At 73.3% G+C, this 23,270-nt stretch carries 21 protein-coding genes, 1 tRNA gene and 2 pseudogenes; 9 read left to right on the top strand and 15 right to left on the bottom strand.

The window, feature by feature from the left end:
• Genes ACFY23_RS01355 through ACFY23_RS01335 form a run of 5 tightly spaced genes read right to left on the bottom strand, consistent with a single transcriptional unit; the run spans position 1 to position 5,731 of the window.
• Positions 1–1,506, bottom strand: a complete 1,506-nt coding sequence (locus ACFY23_RS01355) for a penicillin-binding transpeptidase domain-containing protein (RefSeq protein ID WP_350683281.1) — start codon at positions 1,504–1,506, stop codon at positions 1–3.
• The gene (locus tag ACFY23_RS01350) at positions 1,503–2,996 is read right to left on the bottom strand and encodes an FtsW/RodA/SpoVE family cell cycle protein (RefSeq protein WP_387035677.1); all 1,494 of its coding nucleotides are present in this window, start codon (positions 2,994–2,996) and stop codon (positions 1,503–1,505) included. Before ACFY23_RS01350 ends, ACFY23_RS01355 begins: the two co-directional genes overlap by 4 nt.
• A gap of 27 nt (positions 2,997–3,023) precedes the next feature.
• The gene (locus ACFY23_RS01345; protein WP_350683279.1) at positions 3,024–4,454 is read right to left on the bottom strand and encodes a PP2C family serine/threonine-protein phosphatase; all 1,431 of its coding nucleotides are present in this window, start codon (positions 4,452–4,454) and stop codon (positions 3,024–3,026) included.
• A complete protein-coding gene (locus ACFY23_RS01340; protein ID WP_111134465.1) occupies positions 4,451–4,936 on the bottom strand; it encodes an FHA domain-containing protein in 486 nt (161 codons plus the stop codon). Before ACFY23_RS01340 ends, ACFY23_RS01345 begins: the two co-directional genes overlap by 4 nt.
• A 6-nt stretch (positions 4,937–4,942) precedes the next feature.
• Positions 4,943–5,731 (bottom strand): DUF3662 and FHA domain-containing protein, encoded by a 789-nt coding sequence (locus tag ACFY23_RS01335; protein WP_088996759.1) that lies wholly within the window; start codon positions 5,729–5,731, stop codon positions 4,943–4,945.
• Positions 5,732–5,957: 226 nt separating this feature from the next.
• Here ACFY23_RS01335 and ACFY23_RS01330 point away from each other — a divergent pair.
• From ACFY23_RS01330 to ACFY23_RS01320, 3 genes are all read left to right on the top strand, one after another.
• A tRNA-Leu gene (locus ACFY23_RS01330) sits at positions 5,958–6,043 on the top strand.
• A gap of 108 nt (positions 6,044–6,151) precedes the next feature.
• Positions 6,152–7,225: an NAD-dependent epimerase/dehydratase family protein gene (locus ACFY23_RS01325; protein ID WP_350683277.1), complete on the top strand. Its 1,074-nt coding sequence runs from the start codon at positions 6,152–6,154 to the stop codon at positions 7,223–7,225.
• Complete coding sequence (locus ACFY23_RS01320; protein WP_350683275.1) at positions 7,222–8,028, top strand: WecB/TagA/CpsF family glycosyltransferase; 807 nt, start codon at positions 7,222–7,224, stop codon at positions 8,026–8,028. The genes ACFY23_RS01325 and ACFY23_RS01320 overlap by 4 nt, the downstream gene beginning before the upstream one ends.
• A 79-nt stretch (positions 8,029–8,107) precedes the next feature.
• On the opposite strand, the gene ACFY23_RS01315 is transcribed toward ACFY23_RS01320, so the two are convergent.
• Entirely contained in the window at positions 8,108–9,982 is a 1,875-nt protein-coding gene (locus ACFY23_RS01315; RefSeq protein WP_350683273.1) for a S8 family serine peptidase, read from the bottom strand.
• A 216-nt stretch (positions 9,983–10,198) separates the two neighbouring features.
• On the opposite strand from ACFY23_RS01315, the gene ACFY23_RS01310 reads away from it, so the two are divergent.
• On the top strand, positions 10,199–10,888 hold the full coding sequence (locus ACFY23_RS01310; RefSeq protein WP_350683271.1) for a hypothetical protein: 690 nt from the start codon (positions 10,199–10,201) through the stop codon (positions 10,886–10,888).
• Here the strand turns inward: ACFY23_RS01310 and ACFY23_RS01305 are convergent.
• The 3 genes from ACFY23_RS01305 to ACFY23_RS01295 all read right to left on the bottom strand — a co-directional run bounded on the left by ACFY23_RS01305 (position 10,856) and on the right by ACFY23_RS01295 (position 12,531).
• The gene (locus ACFY23_RS01305; RefSeq protein ID WP_350683269.1) at positions 10,856–11,260 is read right to left on the bottom strand and encodes a hypothetical protein; all 405 of its coding nucleotides are present in this window, start codon (positions 11,258–11,260) and stop codon (positions 10,856–10,858) included. The genes ACFY23_RS01310 and ACFY23_RS01305 overlap by 33 nt on opposite strands.
• A 198-nt stretch (positions 11,261–11,458) precedes the next feature.
• Entirely contained in the window at positions 11,459–11,680 is a 222-nt protein-coding gene (locus tag ACFY23_RS01300) for a DUF397 domain-containing protein (protein WP_350683267.1), read from the bottom strand.
• Positions 11,650–12,531, bottom strand: a complete 882-nt coding sequence (locus ACFY23_RS01295) for a helix-turn-helix transcriptional regulator (protein ID WP_350683265.1) — start codon at positions 12,529–12,531, stop codon at positions 11,650–11,652. The genes ACFY23_RS01300 and ACFY23_RS01295 overlap by 31 nt, the downstream gene beginning before the upstream one ends.
• A gap of 411 nt (positions 12,532–12,942) precedes the next feature.
• Between ACFY23_RS01295 and ACFY23_RS01290 the strand changes: the two genes are divergently transcribed.
• The 3 genes from ACFY23_RS01290 (at position 12,943) to ACFY23_RS01280 (ending at position 13,993) form a co-directional block, all read left to right on the top strand.
• A complete protein-coding gene (locus tag ACFY23_RS01290; RefSeq protein WP_350683264.1) occupies positions 12,943–13,092 on the top strand; it encodes a hypothetical protein in 150 nt (49 codons plus the stop codon).
• 71 nt (positions 13,093–13,163) lie between these two features.
• Entirely contained in the window at positions 13,164–13,451 is a 288-nt protein-coding gene (locus ACFY23_RS01285; protein ID WP_350683263.1) for a hypothetical protein, read from the top strand.
• Between the two features lie 98 nt (positions 13,452–13,549).
• The gene (locus tag ACFY23_RS01280) at positions 13,550–13,993 is read left to right on the top strand and encodes a hypothetical protein (RefSeq protein ID WP_350683261.1); all 444 of its coding nucleotides are present in this window, start codon (positions 13,550–13,552) and stop codon (positions 13,991–13,993) included.
• A 69-nt stretch (positions 13,994–14,062) separates the two neighbouring features.
• Here the strand turns inward: ACFY23_RS01280 and ACFY23_RS01275 are convergent, their stop codons facing one another.
• Complete coding sequence (locus tag ACFY23_RS01275) at positions 14,063–14,827, bottom strand: PASTA domain-containing protein (RefSeq protein WP_350683259.1); 765 nt, start codon at positions 14,825–14,827, stop codon at positions 14,063–14,065.
• A 259-nt stretch (positions 14,828–15,086) separates the two neighbouring features.
• A complete protein-coding gene (locus tag ACFY23_RS01270) occupies positions 15,087–15,767 on the bottom strand; it encodes a PASTA domain-containing protein (RefSeq protein ID WP_350683257.1) in 681 nt (226 codons plus the stop codon).
• A gap of 124 nt (positions 15,768–15,891) precedes the next feature.
• Between ACFY23_RS01270 and ACFY23_RS01265 the strand changes: the two genes are divergently transcribed.
• A complete protein-coding gene (locus ACFY23_RS01265; RefSeq protein ID WP_350683255.1) occupies positions 15,892–17,259 on the top strand; it encodes a hypothetical protein in 1,368 nt (455 codons plus the stop codon).
• A gap of 27 nt (positions 17,260–17,286) precedes the next feature.
• On the opposite strand, the gene ACFY23_RS01260 is transcribed toward ACFY23_RS01265, so the two are convergent.
• The gene (locus tag ACFY23_RS01260; protein WP_350683253.1) at positions 17,287–18,765 is read right to left on the bottom strand and encodes a glutamate--cysteine ligase; all 1,479 of its coding nucleotides are present in this window, start codon (positions 18,763–18,765) and stop codon (positions 17,287–17,289) included.
• Between the two features lie 302 nt (positions 18,766–19,067).
• Positions 19,068–19,649, bottom strand: a complete 582-nt coding sequence (locus ACFY23_RS01255) for a YceI family protein (protein ID WP_350683251.1) — start codon at positions 19,647–19,649, stop codon at positions 19,068–19,070.
• Between the two features lie 102 nt (positions 19,650–19,751).
• Here ACFY23_RS01255 and ACFY23_RS01250 point away from each other — a divergent pair, with 102 nt between their 5' ends.
• A complete protein-coding gene (locus ACFY23_RS01250; RefSeq protein ID WP_350683249.1) occupies positions 19,752–20,261 on the top strand; it encodes a MarR family transcriptional regulator in 510 nt (169 codons plus the stop codon).
• Positions 20,262–20,517: 256 nt separating this feature from the next.
• Here the strand turns inward: ACFY23_RS01250 and ACFY23_RS01245 are convergent.
• A pseudogene (locus tag ACFY23_RS01245) lies at positions 20,518–22,845 on the bottom strand (ATP-binding protein); the annotation flags it as partial.
• Positions 22,846–23,004: 159 nt separating this feature from the next.
• Positions 23,005–23,178: pseudogene (locus tag ACFY23_RS01240) on the bottom strand (multiprotein-bridging factor 1 family protein); the annotation flags it as partial.
• Positions 23,179–23,270 lie beyond the last annotated feature (92 nt).

The raw sequence follows: 23,270 nt of genomic DNA, 5'->3' as shown, positions 1-23,270 counted from the left end.
TCAGCGGCCCCCGGGGTCGGCGATGGCGGCGCGCATGATCTGCCCGGCGATCCGGGCCGCCTCGGCGCTGCCGCCCGGGCCGGCCTGCTCCAGCATGACGCAGACCGCGGAGACCGGGGTGCCGTTCTTGTCGAGCGCGAAGCCGATGAACCAGCCGTGGTCGGGCCGGTCGGGCGCGGACTGCGCGGTGCCGGTCTTGCCGCCGACCGTGTAGCCGTTGATCTTCGCGCTCTCGCCGGTGCCGTTCTCGACGACGCTGACCATCATCTCCCGCAGGTCGCCGGCGACCTGGCCGCTGATCGGCTGGCGCAGCTCCCGAGGGTTGGCCGTGTAGTGACTGGTGGTGCGGTCCGGTCCGAGGAGCTGGCGCACCAGGTACGGCCGCATCTGGCTGCCGTTGTTGGCGACAGAGGCGGCGATCAGGGCCCCCTGCAGCGGGGTCATCCGGACGTCGCGCTGGCCGATGGAGGACTGGGCGAGCGCGGCGGGGTCGTCGCCGCCGTCGGCGTTCTCCATGCTGCCGGTGCGGCTGGCCGCCACCGGGTGGCCGCCCTTGGTGAGCTGGCCGACCGTGAGGTCCTCCTCCTCGAAACCGAACTGGCGGGCCTTCTCCTTGATCTTGTCCGCGCCGAGCCGGACGCCGAGTTGGGCGAAGCCGGTGTTGCACGACTCGGTGACCGCGTTCATCAGGGTGACCTCGTCCTCGGGGCAGATCGACGCCGCCGCGTTGCGGATCGGCGTGCCCGAGGTCGGCGGGGTGTAGCTGGAACCGGCCGGGATCTTCGTGTCCTGACCGATGCCGTTCTCCAGCGCCGCGGCGGCCACCACGATCTTGAAGGTGGAGCCCGGCGGCAGCACCTCGCCGAGGGCCCGGTTCTTCAGCGGTCCGTCCGCGTCCTGCTCCAGCTTGTTGTGCGCTGCCGTCGCCTCGTTGGTGTTGTGGCTGGTCAGCGGGTTCGGGTCGAAGCTGGGCATGGAGACCAGCGCCTGCACCGCCCCGGTACGCGGGTCGATGGCGATCGCCGCGCCCTTCGGGACGTCGTTGCGGTTGTTGCGCAACTGCTCGTACGCGACGTCCTGGGCCCGCTTCGAGAGGGTGAGCAGCACGTTGCCGCCGGCGGTCTTGTCGCCGGTGAACATGTCCTTGAACCGGTCGTAGAAGAGCTGGTCGCTGGTGCCGGCGAGGAAGTCGTCCTCGGCCTTCTCGATGCCGGTCTCGGCGAGGTTGACCGGCTTGTAGCCGAGCACGTGCGCGTACTTGGCCCCGCCCGGGTAGGTGCGCTGGTACTTCAGCCTGCCGTCGGTCTCCTTGCTGACCGCGAGCGCGGTGCCGCCGGCCTCGATGTTGCCGCGCTTGCGATCGTAGGTGGCGACCTGGACCCGGCCGTTGTAGTCGCTGGTGCGGTATTCGTCGGCCTTGTAGGCCTGGATCCAGTTCAGGTTCGCGAAGAGCAACCCGAAGAGAACCATGACGACGACGCCCACGCGGCGCAGGGGTGCGTTCACGGCCTGATCACCTCCGTGGGGGCACCGTGCAGCTGCTCCGGCGGGCCGCCGGACGGTCGGGCCGCCTTGCCGCCCCCGCCTGCGACGGGGCGGCGGGCCCCGTCGGAGACGCGGAGCAGGACCGCGATGAGCAGCCAGTTGGCCATCAGCGAGGAGCCACCGGCGGAGAGGAACGGGGTGGTCTGGCCGGTCAGCGGGATGAGCTTGCTGATCCCGCCGACGATCACGAAGACCTGGAGCCCCAGGGTGAACGCCAGGCCGCCGGCCAGCAGCTTGCCGAACGAGTCGCGGACCGCCAGGGCGGCCCGCAGCCCCCGCTCGACGATGAGCAGGTAGACGACGAGCAGCGCGGAGAGGCCGAACAGCCCGATCTCCTCGCCGAGGCCGGCGAAGATGAAGTCGTTCTGCACCTCGGGCAGCAGGCCGGGCTGGCCGCCGCCCGGGCCGGCGCCGAACATCCCGCCGGTGCCGAGCGCGAGCAACCCCTGGACCAGCTGGTAGCCGTCGTCGTGGGGGTCGGCGAACGGGTCGAGCCAGATCTGCGCGCGCAGGTAGAAGTTGGCGAACGGGCCGCCGACGAGGTCGCCGAGGACGTACGCGAGGTAGGCGCCGCCGAAGAAGAGCACGAGGCCGATGAGTAGCCAACTGACCCGTTCGGTGGCGATGTAGAGCGTCACCACGAACATGCCGAAGTAGAGCAGCGACGTGCCGAGGTCCTTCTCGAAGACGAGGACCAGGACGCTGACCAGCCAGACCGCGACCACCGGGCCGAGGTCCCGCCCGCGGGGGAAGTCGATGCCGAGGAACCGGCGGCTGGCCAGCGAGAGCACCTCGCGCTTGCGCACCAGGTAGTAGGCGAAGAAGACCAGCAGCGCCAGCTTGGCGAACTCACCCGGCTGGATCGAGAAGCTGTCGCCGAACTTGATCCACAGCTTGGCGCCGTTGATCTCCGAGAAGCGGCTCGGCAGCACCGCCGGGATCATCACCAGCACGATGCCGGCCAGGCCCAGGGTGTACGCGTACCGGGAGATCGACCGGTGGTCACGCATGAGGGCGAGCAGCCCGGCGGCGAGGATCACCGAGATAAGCGTCCAGGCGAGCTGACGGCCACCCGTCCCGGCGAAGATGGCCAGGTCCGCCCGGTCGGCGGGAGCGGCCTCGGCCAGGTCGAGCCGGCGCAGGAAGCCCACGCCGATGCCGTTGAGCAGCGCGACGGCCGGCAACAGGGCCGGGTCGGCAAACGGCGCCAGGAACCGGATGACCGCGTGCAGGCCGAGGAAGAGCACGGAGAGCACGGCGGCCGGCACCCAGAAGTCGGCGGTGACCGTGTCGAGCACGGTTGCCTCGACCATCGCCCCGTACGCGGCCACCAGCACCATGGCCAGCAGCAGCAGCGAGATCTCGGCGTTACGCCGGGACCGGGCCAGGCGCACGCCGGGCTGCTCGCCCGTGGTGGCGGGCGAGGGTGCCGGGGTGGCCGCTGCGGTCACGGATCGTCCTCGATTTCGAGCCGACGCTCACTCCGGCGACCGGCAGGTGGCCGGGTCGAGCGTCGGCGAGACGGTGTCGGAGGGCAGGGCGTCGGGCGTGCTGGTCGGCGCGGCCGACGTGGTCGGACGACTGCTGGCCGCCGGGCTCGCGCTGGCCGACGGCGTCGGGGTCGCCGGGCGGGCGGACGGCGTCGGGGTCGTGGTGACGGCCACCGCGCTCGGGCTGGGCGGGCAGATCGGCTTCAGGTTCGGGTTCGTCGGGCTGTCGCTGGTCAGCTCGGCCAGCCGACGCTCGGCGTCCGGCTCACTCTTGGCCGGGATGCCCTGCTTCACCTGCTCCTGCGCTGCCAGGGTCAGGTCTTCCAGGTCGGCGGGGCTGGTGGAGTGCACGGTGGAGAGGTCCATCCCGGCGATCTCGCCCTGGATCCCTCGGAACACCGCGACCTGGCCCTCCTCGGTCGCCCCGACGTAGTACTGCCGCTGGGTGTAGCTCCAGCCGCCGAAGACGGCCCCGCCGAGCAGCACCAGCAGCGCCAGTGTCGTCGCGGCGGCGCGCACCGGCCGGCGCTTCGGGCGTTCCGGCTCGTCGTCGTCACCGGCCACGGGCTCCTCGGGGGCGGCGGGCCGGGGGGCGGAGAGCGCCGACGCACGGGCGGCCGGGGTGGAGACGTCGGCGGAGGTGGCCATGCCCCGGTCCCGGGCCGCGGCCCCGCCGACGATCGGGCTCGCCTCGACGATGTCCTGGTCGGTGGCGTCCGCAATGATCACCGTGATGTTGTCCGGCCCGCCGCCGCGCAGGGCGAGTTGCACCAGCCGCTCGACGCACTGCTGGGGGTCGGCGTACTCGCGCATGGTCTCGGCGATGGTGTCGGCGCTGACCACGCCCGAGAGGCCGTCGCTGCAGATCAGGTAGCGGTCGCCCGGCAGCACCTGACGGACGCTGTACTCCGGGTCGATGTCACGGCCGTCCAGCGCCCGGGTGAGCAGCGACCGCTGCGGGTGGCTGCTCGCCTCCTCGGCGCTGATCCGGCCCTCGTCGACGAGCATCTGGACGTAGGTGTCGTCCTTGGTGATCTGCGCGAACTCGCCGTTGCGCAGGAGGTAGGCCCGCGAGTCGCCGATGTGGACCATGCCCAGCTTGCTGCCGGAGAAGAGGGTGGCGGTGAGCGTGGTGCCCATCCCCTCCAGCTGCGGGTTGGCGTCCACGGTGTCGCGGAGCTGCTGGTTGGCGGTGCCCACGGCCGAACGCAGCGCGTCGACGAGGGCGTCACCCGGGACATCCTCGTCGAGCGGCGCCATGGCACCGATGACGATGTTGCTGGCGACGTCACCGGCGGCCATGCCGCCCATGCCGTCGGCGACGGCGAGTAGCCGCGGCCCGGCGTAGACGGAGTCCTGGTTACCGTCTCGGATCAGACCGCGGTCGCTGTGGGCCGCATAGCGCAGGGTCAGAGTCATGGCCGTAATTCGAGAGAAGTGCGGCCGATCCGGATCGGCACGCCGAGGGGGACGGGGGTTGGTCCGGTGACCTTAGCGCGATCCAGGTAGGTGCCGTTAGTCGAGCCGAGATCCTCGACGAACCACTGCCCGTCGCGCGGCACCAGCCGGGCGTGCCGCGCCGAGGCGTAGTCGTCGGTGATGACGAGGGTGGAGTCCTCGGCCCGACCGATGGTGATCTGCGCTTCACCAAGGGTGATCCGCGTGCCCGCCAGTTGACCGGCGGTGACCACGAGCTGGTGCGCCGCCCTGCCCCGCTTCGCCTTCGCCGGTTTCGCCGCCTGCCCGAGCGAGGCCCCGACCGCCCGCGGGGCGGCCACCAGCCGGCCCGACCGGGCCCCCGCGAAAAGGTCCCGGCGGATCACGCCGACCACCGTGAACACGAAGATCCACAGCAGGATGAGGAACCCGAACCGGGCGACGGTGATGACGAGTTCCGGCAAGGCGGATCAGCCGTCCACGCGGAAGGTCAGCGTCGTGGTGCCGAGCTGGATCATGTCGCCGGGGTTGAGCGCGACGGCGGAGACCCGCTGGCCGTTGACCATCGTGCCGTTGGTCGACCCGAGGTCGGTCAGCACGACCTGGCCGCCGTCGAAGTCCAGCCGGGCGTGTCGCCGCGAGATGCCGACGTCGGGCAGGCGCAGGTTGGCCTGGTCGCCGCGGCCGATCACGGTCGAGCCCATCTGGAGGGGATAGGTGCGCCCGTCGCCGGAGACCAGCCGCACGTTGCGGCCGCCGCCGTGGCCGGGCGGGGGGCCGTAGCCGCCACCCTGGTCGTACGCCGGGTACGCGGGCGGGCCGGCGTCGTAGCCGGGCGCCGAGACCGGAGCGACCTCGCCGCCGGTGTAGACCTCGGCGGTGACCCGGAACATGCCCGTGTCCAGCCCCTCGCCACGTTCGATCTCGACGATCACGTCGCCGTAGACCGTCCAGGCCTGCTCGCCGATGAACTCCGCCTGCGACTGGGCCAGCTCCTGGGCCAGCGCGGCGGCGTACGGCGCCAGCCGACTGTGGTCGTAGGGCGAGAGATCGATCACGTAGCGGTTGGGCACCAACGTGCGCCCACCGGCCAGGATCGCCTTGTGCGCCTCGGCCTCCCGCTGCATGGCGTTGAGGATCTCCACGGGGTGGACCACCCCTTTGAAGACCTTGGCGAAGGCCCCCTCGACCAGGCCTTCCAGACGCTTCTCGAAGCGTTGCAGCACGCTCACCGGCTCCTCCTCGGGTCCCGAGGACATGATGGTATCCGGCCGGAGCGCTCGCAGCTCACACGCCGCTCGGCCGGCTGGCGGCGGCCCGTTCGGTGGGGCCGTTGTCGTCGTGCTAGTCTTTCGTCCGCCGAGAACGGTACCGCCTCGACGGACGGTAACCGATCGACGCAACGATCACGGACAACGTAGGATGTCCGGGGCCCGCTGGAGACAGCAGGACCGGCACAGACTACAGTGTTCGAGGTCAGGCCACGGGGAAGTGGCGGAATGGCAGACGCGCACGGTTCAGGTCCGTGTGCCCGAAAGGGCGTGGGGGTTCAACTCCCCCCTTCCCCACCAATACGCGAGGGCTCCGCAGCGATGCGGGGCCCTCGCGGCGTATCGGGGCCGTGCCGTACGTCACGCTATGCTCCGATGGATTCTGCCTCCGAGGACCAGGAGTGGCGTGTGAGTGTCGCATTCGTGACCGGGTCGGGTGGGCTGATCGGCTCCGAGGCGGTCCGGCACTTCGCCGGCCTCGGTCTCGACGTCGTCGGCATCGACAACGACATGCGGCAGGAGTTCTTCGGCGAGGAGGCTTCGACCGCCTGGAACGTACGGCGCCTGACCGACGAGCTGGGGAGCGCGTACTCGCACCACAGCATCGACATCCGGGACCGGGCCGCGCTGGGCAAGCTCTTCAAGCGGTACGCGGGCGACGTCGCCGTGGTGATCCACACCGCCGCCCAGCCGTCGCACGACTGGGCGGTGCGCGACCCGTTCACCGACTTCGACGTGAACGCCGCCGGCACGCTCAACGTCCTGCAGAACGTGCGCGAGCACTGCATCGAGGCGCCGGTGATCCACTGCTCCACCAACAAGGTCTACGGCGACCGGCCGAACAGCCTGCCCCTGGTCGAGCTGGAGACCCGGTGGGAGATCGAGCCGGGCCACCCGTACGAGCAGGGCATCCGCGAGGACATGTCCATCGACGGCTGCCTGCACTCGATCTTCGGCGCCTCCAAGGTCGCGGCCGACGTCATGGTGCAGGAGTACGGCCGCTACTTCGACATGAAGACCGCCTGCTTCCGGGGCGGCACGCTGACCGGTCCGGCGCACTCCGCGACGGAGCTGCACGGCTTCCTCGGGTACGTGATGCGCGCCAACATGGAGCGCCGGACGTACAAGATCTTCGGCTACCAGGGCAAGCAGGTGCGGGACGCGATCCACAGCTCGGACGTGGTCTCCGCGTTCGAGGCGTTCTTCCGCAACCCGCGTTCCGCGGCGGTCTACAACCTCGGCGGCGGCCGGCACTCCAACACCTCCAACCGGGAGGCGTTCGCGCTGGCCGAGCAGATCACCGGCCAGGAGATGATCACCGAGTACGTCGAGGCCAACCGGATCGGCGACCACAAGTGGTGGATCGGCTCCAACGAGGCCTTCCAGGCCGACTACCCGGAATGGAAGCAGGTCTACGACGTTCCCATGATCATGCGCGAGATCTACGAGGCCAACGTGGACAAGTGGGTGCCGGCAGCATGACCGCCAGGGGCAAGCGGAACGTCCTCGGCGTCCTGGTCGACGCCACCGACTACGCCGCGGCGACCGAGCAGGTGGTGGCCGCCGCGCAGGAGCGCCGCCCGCTGGCGCTGACGGCGCTGGCCGTGCACGGGGTGATGACCGGGGTGCTCGACCGGGCGCACAACGCCCGGCTGAACTCCTTCGACGTGGTCACCCCCGACGGCCAGCCGGTGCGCTGGGCGCTCAACCTGCTGCACGGCGCCGGGCTCACCGACCGGGTCTACGGCCCCACGCTGACCCTGCACGTGCTCTCCCGCTTCGCCGACGAGGGCCTCCCGGTCTACCTGTACGGCTCGACCGAGGAGACCCTGGCGAAGCTGATCCCGGCGCTCGAGCGGATGTTCCCGGCACTCAAGATCGCCGGCGTGGAGCCGTCCAAGTTCCGGGCGGTGCAGCCCGGCGAGGACGTCGAGATCGCCGACCGCATCAAGGCCAGCGGGGCGCGGCTCGTCCTGGTCGGGCTGGGCTGCCCGCGCCAGGAGGTCTTCGCGTACGCCATGCGGCCGCTGCTGGACATGCCGATGATGGCCGTCGGGGCGGCCTTCGACTACCACGCCGGGCTGCTGCGCCAGCCGCCGCCGTGGATGCAGCGGGCCGGCCTGGAGTGGTTCTGGCGGCTCGGCCTGGAGCCGAAGCGGCTGTGGCGCCGGTACGTGATCCTCAACCCGGCCTACCTGGCCCGGTTGGCCGGGCAGAAGACCGGCCTGTGGAAGGCCACCCCGCCGCCCCCGGCCGCCGAGCGCCCGTCCACCTTCGCCGTCTGACCCAGACCGGCAGACGTTAGGAAGGGCCCCTTCCTATGCATCAGGCGATAGGAAGGGGCCCTTTCCTTGCACTACACCGCTAGAGGGTCAGGGTCCAGGTGTTGATGTAGCCGGTGTCGCCGGCGTAGACGTCCCGCACCTGCAACCGCCAGGTGCCGTTCGCCGCCTCGCTCGACAGGTTCGCGGTGTAGGTGGTGTTGATGTTGTCCGCGCCGTCCCAGATGTTGCTGTTCTTCAGCCGGTAGGACGAGCCGTCCGGGGCGACCAGGTCGACCACCAGGTCACCGCGGTAGGTGTGCACGATGTTCACCGCCACCGTCGAGCCCGACGAGGCGTTCCGGGCGCACCCGGAGATGGTGATCGAGCTGGACACCGTGGCGCCGGTGTCCGGGATCGCCACGTCGGTGCCGTTGCTGCCGGAGCAACCGCCGCCACCGGAGCCGGTCACCGTCAGCGTGTACGTCGCGGTCCGGGTGCCCGAGGCCGCGCTACCGGTGACGGTCACCGGGTAGGTGCCGGGCGGCGTACTCGCCGAGGTGCTGATGGTCAGCGTCGACGAGCCGCCCGAGGTCACCGTGGCCGGGTTGAACGAGGCGGTCGCGCCGGCCGGCAGGCCGCTGGCGGAGAGGCTGACCGACTGGGCCGAGCCGTTGGTGGTGGCGGTGTTGACCGTGGTGGTCACCGAGCCGCCGGGCGCGGTCGAGCCGGAGGTCGGCGAGACCGAGACCGAGAAGTCGTTCACCGGCGGGGTGCCGTCGTTCACCACGTAGAGCAGCCGGTTCGGGGTGCCGGTGCCCACGTTGGTCACCACGTTCGGGGTGGCGTTGTTGACGAGGCTGTCGCGCACCTGCTGCGGGCTCCACGACGGGTTCGCCGACAGCACGAGCGCCGCGGCGCCGGCGACGTGCGGCGACGCCATCGAGGTGCCGCTGATCGTGTTCGTCGCGGTGTTTCCGGTGTACCAGGCGGAGGTGATGTTGACGCCCGGCGCCAGGATGTCGACGCAGGTGCCGAAGTTGGAGAAGCTGGCGGCGGCGTCGTTGTTCTGGGTGGCCCCGACGGTGATCGCCGAGGCGACCCGGGCCGGGGAGTAGTTGCAGGCGTTCTGCCGGTTGCCGAGGAAGTCGCCGTTGCCGGCGGCCACGGCGTACGTGATGCCCGAGTTGATGGAGTTGGTGACCGCCGTGTCGATCGAACTGTTGGCGCCGCCGCCGAGGCTCATGTTCGCCACGGCCGGCTTGACCGCGTTCGCGGTGACCCAGTCGATGCCGGCGACGACCTGGGCGTTGGTGCCGGAGCCCTGGCAGTTCAGCACCCGGACGCCGACGATCTGGACGCCCTTGGCGACCCCGTACGCGGAGCCGCCGACGGTGCCGGCGACGTGCGTGCCGTGGCCGTTGCAGTCGTCGGCGGAGCCGCCGTCCACCGCGTCGAAGCCGGAGACCGCCCGGCCGCCGAAGTCGTTGTGCCCGTACAGCACGCCGGTGTCGATGACGTAGGCGCGCACGTTGGACGCCGTGTTCGGGTAGGTGTAGGAGTTGTTCAGCGGCAGGTTCCGCTGGTCGATCCGGTCCAGGCCCCAGGACGGGGGGTTGGTCTGGGTGCCCGAGATCGTCACGGTGTGGTTCTGCTCGACGTACGCCACCGCCGGGTCGGCGGCGATCCGCGCGGCGGCCTTCGCGCCGACCCGGACCTCGAAGCCCCGCAACGCCGCGCCGTAGGTGCGTGCCACGGCGCCGCCGTGCCGGCCGACGAGCCGCTCGGCGTTGTCGCTCACCGCGTCGCGCCCGACGGCGCTGTCCTTGAAGACGACGATGTAGCTGTCGGCCACGGCGGTGGCGCCGCCCGCGGCGCGGATCGTGCCGACGGGCTCGGCGGCCATGGCGGGCGTGGCGGTGGCCACCATCGCCATGGTGGCCACGCCGACGAGTAGGGACCTACGTGGAAGACCCATCTTCTACCTCCCTCCGACCGGCATCCGACCGTCCGACTTTCGTGGCGTGAGAATCGATGAATGCCGATCAAGCTGAGGGTAGAGCGGGTGGCCGGAATACAAACATGCCGACTTGCCTATAACACCGGGAGGATGCCCCCTACGGGACGCCGTTACGGGAGGAACGGGGGCCGGCCCCGGATTCGCGCTCGCCGGGAACGGGCAATGCTCTCCGTCATGGAGAGTCACCTCACCGTGCTGATCCCGCTGGCCGCCGTGTGGCTCGCCGCCGGCTGGCTGGCGGACGGGATGCCCCGGCTCGACCGCGCCCGCGACCTGCGCCGGCGTACCGGATGGGTGCTCGCCCTGACCCTGACCGGCCTGGGCCTGGCGGCCGCCGTGCTGGCCGCCGGGCTCTCCAGCGCCGGTGCTACCCCGGCGGACCGGGCCGCCAACGGCCTCACCCTCGCCGCCGCGCCCGCGCTCGTCGTCACGGCCTGCACCGTGCGCCGGCTGCGCCGGCTGCGGGCGGGCGCGGGGGCGTTCGCCGCGGCGCCCGGGACCCCGGCCCCGCACGGCCTGCGCGCGGCCGCGGCGCACCCGCTGGTGGGGCTCCCGTTGCAGGTCACCGGCCTGGCGATCCTGCCCGCGGTGGCGGCGGCGAGCGCCCCGGAACCGCTGTTCGGGCCCGGGGTGACCGGGCCGGCGGTCACCGTCGGGGTGCTGGCGGTCGCCGCCATCGGCGTACGCCACGCGCTGCGGCACAGCCGCCTCGCCGAGCGGGCCGCGCCACCCCGGCCGGCGTCACCGCGAGCGGCATCGCCCCGGCCAACGTCACCCCGGCCAACGTCACCCCGGCCAACGTCACCGCGACCGGCGTCACCGCGACCGGCGTCACCGCGAGCGGCCGGGGCCCTGCACGTATAGCAGTTCCAGGATCGCCCGGGTCGCCTCGAACCAGCGGTCGAGCCACCCGGGCGGCGGGACGCTGCCCTTCGGCGGCAGCTCCATCAGCAGCCCGCGCAGCAGCGGGTGGTCGACCAGCGACTCGGTCGGCTCCATCGACCAGCCGGTCGGCGGGAACGACGGCTCGGTCAACGGGTTCGGATCCAGTGACGGCAGGGAGAGCGGCCCCGCCTGTTCCGGCGCGGCCGTCGCGGCCTCCCGGCCACCGACCTCCGTGTCGGTCGACACCACCTCGGTCAGGACGGTGTCCCGGCGCGCCCCGCGATACTTGCCCCCGAAGCGCTCCGGCTTGCCCGGCCCGTTGGTGAGGTTGTCTGACCCGATCGTCGTCATCCGTGTCGCCTGCCTCGTTCAGTTGCCGATTCGCGCGGCGGGTTGTCGACCAGCGCCGTATCGAGGGGTACAACGACACGAACCCGATGTGGCGACGGGATGTCCGGGCTTCTTCGCGTCCGGCCCGGAATCGGACACGGCGGTGCCCCCGCCCGGCTGCCCGCCGGACGGGGGACACCCCGTCACCTCCCGGTCGCGTCAGTCCCGGCCGAAGCCACCGCCCTTGGCGCCAGCGACGAAGGCGTGCCAGTCGCCCGGGGCGAAGACCAGGGCCGGACCCGTTTTGTCCTTCGAGTCCCGCACGCCGACCGCCCCCGTCACGTACGCCACCTCCACGCAGTTGTCACAGTTCGGGCCGCTCTTCGAGCTCTTGAACCACGCTGCCTGCGTCAGGTCCACGGGGAACCCCTTGGTCGCCATTTCCACAACGGCTCCTCTGCCAGTTTCGCGATGTGTGCGATGGACTCCTCCGGACGAATGGCTGCCGCGCGGATGTGATCGAAGATGAAGCTGTACTTCTGCAGTTCGTCACTCTTCTCCAGGAAGAGCCCACCCGTGGCGTTCTCCGCGTACACGACATCCGGATCACCGGGTTCGGGGAAGCTGAGAATCGTGAAGGTCCCGTCCATGCCGGCGTGCGCCCCCACCTCGAACGGCAGGATCTGCAGCGTCACGTTCGGCAGTTCCGCCACCTCGACCAGCCGTTTGAGCTGGTCACGCATGACCTCGTCCCCACCCACCGGACGGCTCACCACCGCCTCATCGAGCACCACCCACAGATCGACCGGATCATCCTGTGTCAGCAACGACTGGCGGCCGAGCCGGACACGGACACGTTGTGCGACCTGGTCAGGGGTGAAATCCGGCCGCGCGGCGCGGATCATCGCGCTCGCGTACTCCTCGGTCTCCAACAGACCGGGCACCACCTGCTGCTCGTACGCGCGGATCGAGCTGGCCGCGGCCTCCAGGCCGACGTACGCGCCGACCAGCACCGTGCTGTACGGGTGCCACCAGCCCTTCTGCCGCGCCTCCCGGGCGATCTGCACCAGCTCGTCGCTCTCGACGCCGACCACCCCGTAGATCCGGAGCATGTCCCGCACGTCGCGCGGGGTGGCCGTGGTGTGGCCGGTCTCGATCCGCGAGATCTTCGACGCCGAGCACTCCAGCTGCTCGGCGACGACCTCGATGGTGATCCCGGCAGCCTCCCGCTGCCGCCGCAGTTCCGCGCCGAGGCGGCGGCGCCGGATGGTCGGGCTGCGCCGTTCGCTCACAGCCTCACCACCCCGCCCGCTGGTCGGGACCACCGGCTTTCGGCCCTCACCGGTCACCTCCGCCTCGCGCCCGCCGCTGTCGCCGCCCGCCGGGGGCGCGGCCGTCGGGCGGCGGGCGTCGTTTCGCGGCGAGAGGTGGTGCCGGTCATCGGCCGGCCGCGACGGGCGAAACCGGCTCCCAGTGTGCCGCCGATACGTGAACGGCTTCAAGCGCTGCTTCTCGCGAGCCGCTCACGTATCGGCAAAAGTCGACGTGCAACTTGCATGACGCACGTCACTGATGCACTCTGTCCGTATGGCACGGGTTACTCACCGTCTCCGTCCGCTCCCCCGCCGTGGTGACCCCACGGGTTCCGGGACGCGCGCCGGTGGGGCCGCCCGGCCTTCGACAACCAGACCTGCCCCGGGTTGATGACCCCGCCGCTGCACGCCAGTTGGCTGTGGCGGCGGGAGCGGTACCCGGAGCAGCCGGGTGATGGTCGGGTGGCGGTCCGCCACCAGCGGGTACGGCCCGACCACCACCGCCCCGCACCACCGGCGCACGAGGGCACGACCCCGTAGCCGGCCACCGAGACGTCCCCCGACCCGCTCCCGCCGGCCCGTCCGCCGGCCGACCCTTCCCAGGAGCCCATGTGCTTCCCCGCTCCGGTGACGTACTGCACGTGACTCGCGCGGCGAGTGTCCAGTTCCTCAGGCCCATCACGTTCCGGGTCATCCGGGTTCTCGACTGGCCGACCTACGACGGCTGGATCTGGCTCGACGGCTACGAGTTGAACGCTTCGGGGGACGCGGTCAACCGGCGGTCGATCTTCGTCCAGCGGGAGGGGCTGCGCCAACTGCGGGCGGCTCCCGAGCCCCGCCCGCACGCCGTGCGGGCCCCGCGCCGGCCCGTCACCCGCACCCCGGTCCGGGTGGGCTGAGCTCCGCGATCGGCGGCCGGGGGGCATACCGCGCCATAGAATGAGGTACGCCCACCCCGGCAGGTTCCACCCCGCGCGTCCAGGACCCCGAACCTGGGATGGCCATGGTCAATCAGCCCGCCGCGCGGCGGCACCACCGCTCCCGCATCGCCTACGCCTTCGGAATCCTGGCGCTGATCGGCGCCGCCACGACACTGGTGGTCGTGGTCCGCGACCCCGCCCTGTCGTCCACCACCCGGCTGACCACCCCGGTTCCCGCGCCGGAGATCACGGTGGTCGACGAGGACCCGCCGGACGGCGACGAGGGGCAGGACGCCTTCGACGCCCCCTACTCCGCGGACGGGGCGGGCGCGCTCGGCGCCGCCGACGAGCCCGGGACCGCGGTCGAGACCGATGTGCCGGCCGGATCGTCGGACGGCGCCGTCGAGGCCGCCCGGCAGCCGGACGACATCCACCGTTCCCTCTTCTGGTCCGGGATCTTCGGTCTGGCCATCTCGCTGGCCGGGCTCGGCCTGGTCGGGACCAGGCGCCGGATGTGGTGACCCGGCCGGCCGCCGCTCGCTCGTGCACCACCCGGAGCGGCGGTCCCGGGCGGCCCGGTCAGCGGCAACTCACCGGGTGGCGGTCGGCTCGGCCGTCGTCGGCGTGGGTTCACCGCCGGTGGGCGAGGGCGCGCCACGGGACACCACCAGGGTGACCTCCTCCCCGTCGGGGACGAGTTCCCCCGCATCCGGGTCGGTGCGGATCACGGTGCCCTCGGGACGGTCGGACTCCCGGTACTCCACCCGGTGGCCCAGCCCGAGGTCGTCCAGGATCGCCTGCGCCGTCGCCAGCGGCAGGTTCACCACGGGCGGCATCGGCACCTGCGCCGCCGCCGAGGTGGTCGGCGACGCGGAGGGCGAGGGGGTGGTCGGGGCGGCCGAGGTCGGCGCGGGGGTCGTCGGCGACACACGGGTGACCGACGGGGAGGGCGACAGGCCGGGGACGGCCGGGTCGTCGTCCGCCGACTGGAGGGCCAGCCACAGCCCGACCCCGAGCAGGCCGAGCAGCAGCAGCGCGACCACGCCCCACAGGATCGGCAGCCACCAGCGCCGGCCGCCCGGCTCCTCGGCGTACCACTCGGCGGCCTCGCGGGGGTCCGCCGGCCGCGGCGGTGGCACCTCCGCGCGCCCCGACCAGGCCGCCGGGCCGGACCGCTCGGGCGGCATGGCGGCCGTACGGTCCAACGGGGCGGTGCGGTCGACGGGCATCGACCGGGTGGCGTCGTCCCCGGCCGGCTGAGGGCCCTCGGGGCCGGGCAGCCGCTGGGTGCGGTCGGCGGGCTCGGGGCCGGCGGACGAGTCGCCGGCGGGCGGTTCCTGGCGGTCGTCGCTCATGCCGGCACTCCGCTTCGCTGCGCGCCGACCTGAGACACCACCGCACTGCGCCGATGACTCACTCGCTGACGCTCGCTCATGCCGGCACTCCGCTTCGCTGCGCGCCGACCTGAGACACCACCGCACTGCGCCGATGACTCACTCGCTGACGCTCGCTCATCGCACGTCCTCTCCCGGCCCGGGCGGGCGTCGTGGCCCCTGACCGCCAACCTAGCGGTCCGGACGGCCATCGGCCGGGATCAACGTGCCGGACGCTCCGTCACGGGGTCGGGGTGGCCGAGCCCGAGCCCGCCGGCGCCGCACCGCACCAGATCGACACCTGGTCGTTCCACCTGCCCGTGCTGTCGCCGGGCGGGTCCTGGCGGGTGACCGGGCCGGTCCGACCCGAGCGGTACTGCGGGTAGAAGCCCTCGTCAACGAGGTCGTCCCCCGCCTCGTCGCAGTCGTCGCCCACCACGTCCGGCACCGTCGCGGCCGGGGCCGGACCGCTCACGTAGAGCGTCACGGTGTGCCCCGGCTGGACGCGCGTCCCGACCGCCGGGGAGGCGCGTTCCACCGTCCGTCCCGCGCCGCCCAGGAAGACCAGTCGCCAGCCCAGCCGCCGCTCACGCAGCTCGTCGCGGGCCTCGGCGAAGTCCTCCCCGACCACCTCGGGGACCGTCAGGCCGGCGGGGCGGGTCGGCGCGCCCGTCCGCGCCGGCGCCGACGTCGACCGCCCCGGCGTCGGGCGGGCGGCGCTCCGGGTGCCGGTGGGCGGAGCGGCCACCGTCGCGTCCGTCGCGGTCGGTCGGTCGTTCTCGCCGGCCAGGAGCCAGCCCCCGGTCGCGCCGACGGCGGCGAGCAGCACCACGGCCAGCCCGCCGCCGAGCAGCGTGTTCATCCGGCCCGACCCGGCGTCGTCCCGCGCGCCGGCTCCTCCGCCCGGGTACCCGTCCGTCATGCCGTCCACCGCCTCGATTCATCGGCGACCGTACCCGCCCCCGCCAAGCCCGACGCGGTCGCGGTCACCCCGGCGGAACCGTCACCACTCGCCGCGCCGACCACGGGACGTTACGCTCCCCGGCATGGCCAGACGGGGCTGGGGAGGACCGATCGCGACCGCGGTCGGCGTCGCTGCCGGCGCGGGCGCGGCCCAACTGGGCTTCGGCTACGGGCTGGGCATCATCAACTGGGCGCCGGCGGACGCCACCGCCGGCGCGACCGCCTGGGTGGCCGGCCTGATCTGGGCCACCTGGATCGCGGCCACCTCGACGGTCTTCGGCGCGGTGTGCGCGCAGCGGCTGCGCGACCACACCCCGGCGCCCGCCGCCGCACCCGACGTCGCGACCGTCGTCGAGCCCGACGCGGGACCGGCCGACGGCCTCCTCCGGCACGTCGTGCTCGCCGTGGCGGCCGGGGTGGGCGCGCTCATCACCGTGCTGCTGGTGGCCGTGCCGGCGCGGACGGCCGTGGCGGCGGACACCGGCTCCCCCCGGAACGTCGCCGCCGCGTACGCGGCGGTCGGCGTCCTCGTCGGGGTGTCGACGGCCGTCTGGGCGCTGCGCTCGCGGGCCGCCGCGAACAACGTGATCGCCACCGTGGGCTGGCTCTGGCTGCTCGCCGTGGTCGCCGTGGTCGACGGGGTGCTGGCCGGGCGCGGGCTGACCAGCGCCCAGCTCGGCATCTGGCAGCTCAGTTCCGACGACGGAGGGTTCTGGATCCGGGACTACTTCTACTGGCCCGGCGCGCTGCTGTCGCTCGGCTCCGCCCTGGTGGTCGGCGCGCTGGCCGCGCGGGGCAGCGCCCGGCACGCCGACCGGCGGGTCGGGGCGGCCGCCTCGGGCGCGGCCGGTCCGCTGCTGGTCGCGACCGCGTACTTCCTGGCGGCGCCGAGGGTGACCGCGATCAGCCCGGAGCAGGTGTCGGCACACCTGATCGCCCCGTACGCGGTGATCGTCGGGGTCGGCGGTTCCGTCCTGGTCGCCGCGCTCGCCCAGCGGGCGGCCACCCGCGGCCCGGTGACGGTGCCCCGGCAGCGCACCGGCGAGTCGTCCGTCGTGCCCGGTGACCCGGTGCCGGAGGAGCGCACCGCCCCGGCCGGTGCCGACACCGGTGCCGTTCGCCCGACGCCCACGGCGACCGGGGCCGATCCGGACGCCGGTGGCCATGCCGTGCCAGCGCTCGTCTCCGCCCGGACGGGCGATGCCCGGTCGAGGTCGACGAGAGCCCGGAAGGCGGCGGCGGACGCCGGCAGCGCCGTGGCAGCGTCGGCCGGCGTCCCGGCGCCGGCCGGGGAATCCACCGCGTCGACCGGGGAACCGGCCTCGCCGGCTTTCGGGGCGGACCCGGCGGTGCCGAGGTCCGACGGGCAGCCCACCACGTCCCCGGATCCGGACGTGGATGATCCTGCGCCCGCCGGCCGCCGTCCCCGGTCCGGCCGCCACACCCGCTGACCGGTCCGGCACGCCCCTGCGCGTCGGTCAGTCGACCGGCCAGGTGTGCACGGGCTCGTTGCCGCGTTGCAGCTCGGCGTAGCGCTGCACCATGTGGTGCAGGGCGGCGTCCCGGTCCATGCCCCGGTGCCGCTCGGCCGCCCAGACCGCCTCGGTCTGCCAGACGGCGCCGTTGCGGCCCGTCCGGCAGCGCTGCTCGATGATGCCGAGCAGCCGGTCGCGTTCGGCCGGCGCCACCCCGAACCGGTCCAGCCCGGCGGCGGCCTTGGGCAGCAGGACGTCCAGGACCAGCTTGGCCACCGGCACCTCGCCGAGGCGGGGCCAGTGCAGGACGGCGTCCATCCCGCGCCGGGCGGCGGCGTGGAAGTTCTCCTCCGCCGAGCTGAAGGTGAGCTGGCTCCAGATCGGCCGGTCCGCCTCGGCCAGCCCCCGGGCCAGGCCGAAGTAGAAGGCGGCGTTGGCCAACATGTCGACCACGGTCGGGCCGGCCGGCAGCACCCGGTTCTCCACCCGCAGGTGGGGGCGGCCGTTCATGATGTCGTAGACCGGCCGGTTCCACCGGTAGACGGTGCCGTTGTGCAGGCGCAGCTCGCCCAGCTCCGGTACGCCGCCGCCGTGCAGCACCTCGACCGGGTCCTCGTCCTCGCAGATCGGCAGCAGCGGCGGGAAGTAGCGGACGTTCTCCTCGAACAGGTCGAAGATCGAGGTGATCCAGCGTTCCCCGAACCAGACCCGGGGTCGTACGCCCTGGGCCTTCAGCTCGTCCGGCCGGGTGTCGGTGGCCTGCTCGAACAGGGCGATCCGGGTCTCCGCCCAGAGCTGCCGGCCGTAGAGGAACGGCGAGTTCGCCCCGACGGCCACCTGCACCCCGGCGATGGCCTGGGAGGCGTTCCAGTAGTCGGCGAAGCTGTCCGGGGCGACCTGGAGGTGGAACTGGAGGCTGGTGCAGGCGGCCTCGGGGGCGATGGAGTCGGTGTGGGTCTGCAACCGCTCGACGCCCCGGATGTCGAGTTCGATGTCCTCGCCACGGGCGCCGACGATCTGGTCGTTGAGCACCCGGTAGCGCTCGTTGGTGGAGAGGTTGTCCACGACCAGGTGCCGCTCGGTGAGGGTGGGCAGGATGCCGACCAGGACGATCTTCGCGTCCGACCGGGTCGCCCGCTCGTCGGCCCGGGTGAGGCTGCTGCGCAGGTCCCGCTCGTAGTCGGCGAAGCCCGAGCCCTCGATCAGTCGGGGTGGCGCGTTCAGCTCCAGGTTGAACTGCCCCAGCTCGGTCTGGAAGAGCGGGTCGGCGATGTCGGCGAGGATCTGGTCGTTGCGCATCGCCGGCTCGGCGGACGAGTCGACCAGGTTCAGCTCGATCTCCAGCCCGGTCATGGGGCGGTCGGCGTCGAAGCCGAAGTCGTCCAGCATCAGGGCGAAGACGTCCAGGCACCGCCGGACCTTCTGCCGGTAACGGACCCGGTCCTCCCGGGAGAAGGCGCCCTGCTCGACGTCCCTGCCCATGTTTCCTCCCGGCGCGAGGCGCAGTCGGGGCCACGCAGGCCCGGAATGCGCGTGGTGACCATCCACGGTAAGAGCGCCCCCTCGCCGGGACCAGAGGCGGAACCCGGCGATCCCACGGCCGGGACGACCGCAGCCGGCCGGCCAGCGCGCTCCCGGCGGCATCTCTACCCAGCCCGTACGGCCCGCTACGCGAACCAGACCGCGAATAAGTCGTGACAAATCGCACCGGCCGGCGCTCTTGCCGGCGGACACGCGTCGGGCCCGCGCCGTGGTGTGGCGCGGGCCCGGATGCGGTACGGCGGTCAGTCCTGGCGGACGGCCTCGCCCTCGATCTCGATCTTGATCTTCTTGCCGACCAGCACGCCGCCGGTCTCCAGGGCGACGTTCCAGGTCAGGCCGAACTCCTCGCGGTCGATCTCGGCGGAGGCGGAGAAGCCGAAGATGTCCTGGCCGAACGGGCTGCGGCCGACGCCCTCGAACTCGACCTCCAGGTCGACCGGGCGGGTGACGCCCTTGATCGTCAGCTCGCCGGAGAGGACGAACTCGTTGCCGTTGCGGGACTTGACGCCGGTGCTGCGGTACTCCAGCGTCGGGAACGCCTCGACGTCCAGGAACTCCGGGCTGCGCAGGTGCGCGTCCCGGTCGGCCTGGTTGGTGTTGATGCTGGCGGCCTGGATGGTCGCGGACACCGAGGACTGCAGCGGGTCGTCGGCGACGGTGATGGTGGCGGAGGCGTCCGCGAACTCGCCGCGTACCTTGCTGACCATCATGTGCCGGGCGACGAAGCCCACGCGCTTGTGCGCCGCGTCCAGGGCGTAGGTGCCGGCGCTCGGGATGGTGAGGCCGTCCCAGTCGCGGGTAACCGGTGCGGTGCTGCTGGTCATGAAACTGCCCTCCGTGAAAGCTTGGTTCACTAGCTCAACGACTGTTGCAGCAACTATAGAGCCAGCAATATTCCCTGTGTCAAGTACTGCTAGGATGAACAGGTGAACCAGAACGCGTTCGACGATCCCCGGATCACCGCCGTCGGCCTGCTCTATGAGGCGCACGCCGGGCTGTCGGCCCGGTTCGCCGCCCAGTTCGAGGAGCACGACCTCTCACCCGTCGAGTTCGAGGTGCTGACCCGCCTCGCCCGCTCGCCCGGCAACCAGCTACGGATGACCGACCTGGCCGCCCAGACCTCCCTCTCCACGAGCGGCGTCACCCGGGTGGTCGACCGGATGGAGCGCGACGGCCTGCTCACCCGGCGCGCCTGCCCCTCCGACCGGCGCAGCTCGTACGCGGTGGTCACGGCCACCGGCATGCAGCGGCTCGACGAGACCATGCCCGGGCACCTGCGGATCATCGAGCAGTGGTTCACCGGCCAGCTCGAGCCGGCTGCGCTGGACGCCCTGCTCGACGCCCTGCGCCGGGTGCGGGACGCCGTCCACCCGGGCGCCACCGCCGGAAGCGGCGAGTCGGCCCCGACCGGCGACGGCGCGACCGCCCCGGCCTGACCGGTCGATCAGGGCGCGACGGGGACACCGGCAGAAAGAGCGGCAGAACTGCCGCGTCCACGGGAGATAGTCGATCAAACCGGACGGAGTCGCGAGCGCGCGGTGGCTAGTCTTCGGGCAGTGGGGACGCACCGGGGGGTGACGGCGCGGGCGACGAGCGAGGGGTAACAAGAGGGGCATCGTCGCCCGCGCCACCCCCGGCCCGCTCCACGGGGCGCGTCCACTCCCGGCCTCGGCGAAGCCAGCCGTGGCCGGTCTACGTGGTCCCGGGGCCGCCGCCACGCCGACCCGTCGTCCGCGCGTAGAGCAGTTCCTCCTCCTGCGGCAGCAGCCTGATGCCGCTCCGCCGGCAGGCCCGGTCGAGACGGTCCAGCACGGCGGGGTCCGCCGTACTCGCGGCCAGTCCCACCAACGCCTCCACCACGTCGCGCCGGTCCTGGCCCTCGGCGCCGGCCTCCGCCGCGGCGGCGAACCACTCCGCCGCCAGTTCGCGGTCGCCCCGGCGCAGGGCCAGGTTCCCCTCGATCAACGCGCAGATCCCGTCCTCGGGGCGCGCTCCGCGCACCGGCGTCCAGCAGTCGCCCCCGGGCCATTCGGCCTCTCCGAGACGCGGCGACGGCGGCACCGGGGTCGGGGCCGGGCGCAGTTCGGCCAGCACCTCGGCCGCCTCGGCGGGACGGCCGTCCCGGGCCAGCGCCAGGCCCACCGTGCCGAGCACCCGGCGACGGTGGCCGGGGTCCCCGAGGTCGGCCAGCGCCGTCAGCACCCGCCGGCCCTGGTCGACGGCGTCGGCGTACCGGCCCTCCAGGCGGGACACCTCGGCGAGGTTGGCCCGCGCGAGCACCCGCAGCCGTTGCTCCCCGCACTGCGCGGCGAGCCGGTCCACCGAGGCCAGCCGGCGGCGGGCCGCAGCCAGGTCGCCGACCCGGATGTCATGCCAGGCGAGGTTGTTCTGCGCCACCGCCATGTCCCGGACCCGGCCGCCCCGGCCGGCCAGCGCGAGCACCGCCTCGGCCTGCTCCCGCGCCTCGTCGTGCCGGCCGAGGGCGATCAGCAGCGCGCAGAGCACGGCTCGCGCCTCCACCTCCCCGGTCACGTCGCCGGCGTCCCGGAACGCGGCCAGCGCCGCCCATGCCGCCGGCAACTCCTCGGCCCCGGCGCCGTGCTCGGCGGCGAGCCGGGCCACCCCCAGGGACGCCCAGGCCCGCAGCACCGGGTCGGCGTCGGCGGTACGCGGGTCCGCCAGCAGGCGGCGCAGCCACTGTCGGCCGGGGACGTCCCGCCCCCGGAAGCGCCACCACCGGGACAGCGCCGCCGCCAACCGCAGCGCGGTCAACGGGTCGTCGACGGCGGCGTGCGCCAAGGCGGAGCTGATGTCGCCGCTCACCTCGTCCAGCCGGTGCACCGCGGCCGGCAGGTCGGCGCCCGCCAGCTCCGGCGCGGTCCGGGCCACCAGGCCCGCAACGACCCGGGCGTGCCGGCGCCGGATCGCGGTCAGCTCCCCGGCGCCGGTGGCCTGCTCGGCGGCGAAGTCCCGCACCGCGTCGAGCAGGCGGAACCGGAACGGCCCGGCGCCCCGGACGCTCAGCAGGCCGAGTTCCAGGAACCGGTCCAGCAGCGGGACCGGGTCGACCACGACCGTGCCGTCCCGGTCGCCGTCGTCGGCGAGCATCTCCTCGGCCAGCTCGACGGACCAACGGTTGCCGAAGGCGGCGAGCCGACGCAACGCGGCCCGCTCGTCGGGGGCGAGGAGGCGGTAGCTGGTGGCCACCGCGTCGCGCAGCGTCTCGGCCACCGCCGCCCGGCGGCCCTCCGGGCGGCCGGGCTCCGCCGTGTCCCAGCCCGGACGCTCGGCCGCCCCCGACGAGGTGGCCAGGTCGAGGACGCGGTCCCCGTACCGGTCGAGCAGCTCGTTGAGGTCGAGGATCCGGCCCCGGGCCGCCATCAACTCGATAGCGAGCGGCAGGCCGCCGAGGCGGCGTACCAGCGCGGCCAGCGCGGGCAGCTCGGCCGGGCCGGGCGGCTCCCGGCGGACCTGGGCGAGCCGGGCGGTGAAGAGCGCCACCGCGGGGTAGTCGGCCGGCGCCGACGCGCCGGCCCGCTCGCTCCCCGGCGGCGGGGGTACGTCGAGCGGGGCGACCGGCCACACCCGCTCCCCGGACAGGCCGACCGGGTGCCGGCCGGTGACCAGCACCCGCAGCGACGGCACGGCGCCGGCGAGCCGGTGCACCGTCTCGGCGACGGCGTCGGGCGCCCGCTCGGTCGCGTCCACGAGCAGCAGCGCCGGCCGGCCGTCGAGACGGGCGGTCAGCTCGGGCATCCGGGCGGCCCCGAAGACCGCCACGGAGGCGGCGAGCACGTCGGCGGCGTCGGAGCCCTCGCCGATGAGCACGCCGGCCGCCCCGCCGGGGTGGTGGTCGGCGACCGCGTGGGCCACAGACAGGGCGAGCGCGGTCTTGCCGACGCCGGCCAGCCCGACCAGGCTCACCAGCCGGGGGCCGCGCTCGTCGGTGAGCAGCCCGACCAGCTCCGCGAGGTCGGTGTCCCGGCCGATCAGCGCGACCGGGGGCGGGAGCGCGACCGGCGTACCGACGTGGTCGTCGGGGTCGAGGCGAGCCGGCGGCGCGCCGACCGGGGCGACCGGCGGCGCGGCCGGCGCCTGCCCCCGGGCGGCGGCGAGGAACGCCGACCGGGCGGCCCCGGTCAGCTCCAGCGCGCCGGCGAGCAGCTCGACGGTGGTGCGCTGCGGCCGGGACGACCGGCCCCGCTCCAGGTCGCGGACGGTCCGGACGCCGACGCCGGCCCGGGCCGCCAGCTCGGCCTGGGTGAGGCCGGCGGCGCGCCGGTGCCCGCGCAACAGCTCCGGCAAGCCGGTACGAACGCCCGGATGCCGCGAACGATCATGCACCGGAGTCATGGGCAGGAAGAGTACGGAGGGGGTGCGACTGGCGGCAGCCGAGCGTCGCCCTGCCGACGCCGCGATGCGGATATCCGACAACGGCCCGGCCG

Source organism: Micromonospora sp. NPDC000121, assembly GCF_042899165.1.
GTDB lineage: Bacteria > Actinomycetota > Actinomycetes > Mycobacteriales > Micromonosporaceae > Micromonospora.
The sequence above is the reverse complement of the archived record's forward strand: the minus strand, read 5'-3'. Positions and strand labels throughout refer to the sequence as shown.

Excerpts from the sequence above, each read along its gene's own strand:
- ACFY23_RS01345 (WP_350683279.1), bottom strand. The coding sequence starts at position 4,454 with ATGACTCTGACCCTGCGCTATGCGGCCCACAGCGACCGCGGTCTGATC.
- ACFY23_RS01335 (WP_088996759.1), bottom strand. The coding sequence starts at position 5,731 with ATGTCCTCGGGACCCGAGGAGGAGCCGGTGAGCGTGCTGCAACGCTTC.
- ACFY23_RS01320 (WP_350683275.1), top strand. The coding sequence starts at position 7,222 with ATGACCGCCAGGGGCAAGCGGAACGTCCTCGGCGTCCTGGTCGACGCC.
- ACFY23_RS01315 (WP_350683273.1), bottom strand. The coding sequence starts at position 9,982 with ATGGGTCTTCCACGTAGGTCCCTACTCGTCGGCGTGGCCACCATGGCG.
- ACFY23_RS01310 (WP_350683271.1), top strand. The coding sequence starts at position 10,199 with ATGGAGAGTCACCTCACCGTGCTGATCCCGCTGGCCGCCGTGTGGCTC.
- ACFY23_RS01305 (WP_350683269.1), bottom strand. The coding sequence starts at position 11,260 with ATGACGACGATCGGGTCAGACAACCTCACCAACGGGCCGGGCAAGCCG.
- ACFY23_RS01300 (WP_350683267.1), bottom strand. The coding sequence starts at position 11,680 with ATGGCGACCAAGGGGTTCCCCGTGGACCTGACGCAGGCAGCGTGGTTC.
- ACFY23_RS01290 (WP_350683264.1), top strand. The coding sequence starts at position 12,943 with ATGACCCCGCCGCTGCACGCCAGTTGGCTGTGGCGGCGGGAGCGGTAC.
- ACFY23_RS01280 (WP_350683261.1), top strand. The coding sequence starts at position 13,550 with ATGGCCATGGTCAATCAGCCCGCCGCGCGGCGGCACCACCGCTCCCGC.
- ACFY23_RS01275 (WP_350683259.1), bottom strand. The coding sequence starts at position 14,827 with ATGAGCGACGACCGCCAGGAACCGCCCGCCGGCGACTCGTCCGCCGGC.
- ACFY23_RS01270 (WP_350683257.1), bottom strand. The coding sequence starts at position 15,767 with ATGACGGACGGGTACCCGGGCGGAGGAGCCGGCGCGCGGGACGACGCC.
- ACFY23_RS01265 (WP_350683255.1), top strand. The coding sequence starts at position 15,892 with ATGGCCAGACGGGGCTGGGGAGGACCGATCGCGACCGCGGTCGGCGTC.
- ACFY23_RS01260 (WP_350683253.1), bottom strand. The coding sequence starts at position 18,765 with ATGGGCAGGGACGTCGAGCAGGGCGCCTTCTCCCGGGAGGACCGGGTC.
- ACFY23_RS01255 (WP_350683251.1), bottom strand. The coding sequence starts at position 19,649 with ATGACCAGCAGCACCGCACCGGTTACCCGCGACTGGGACGGCCTCACC.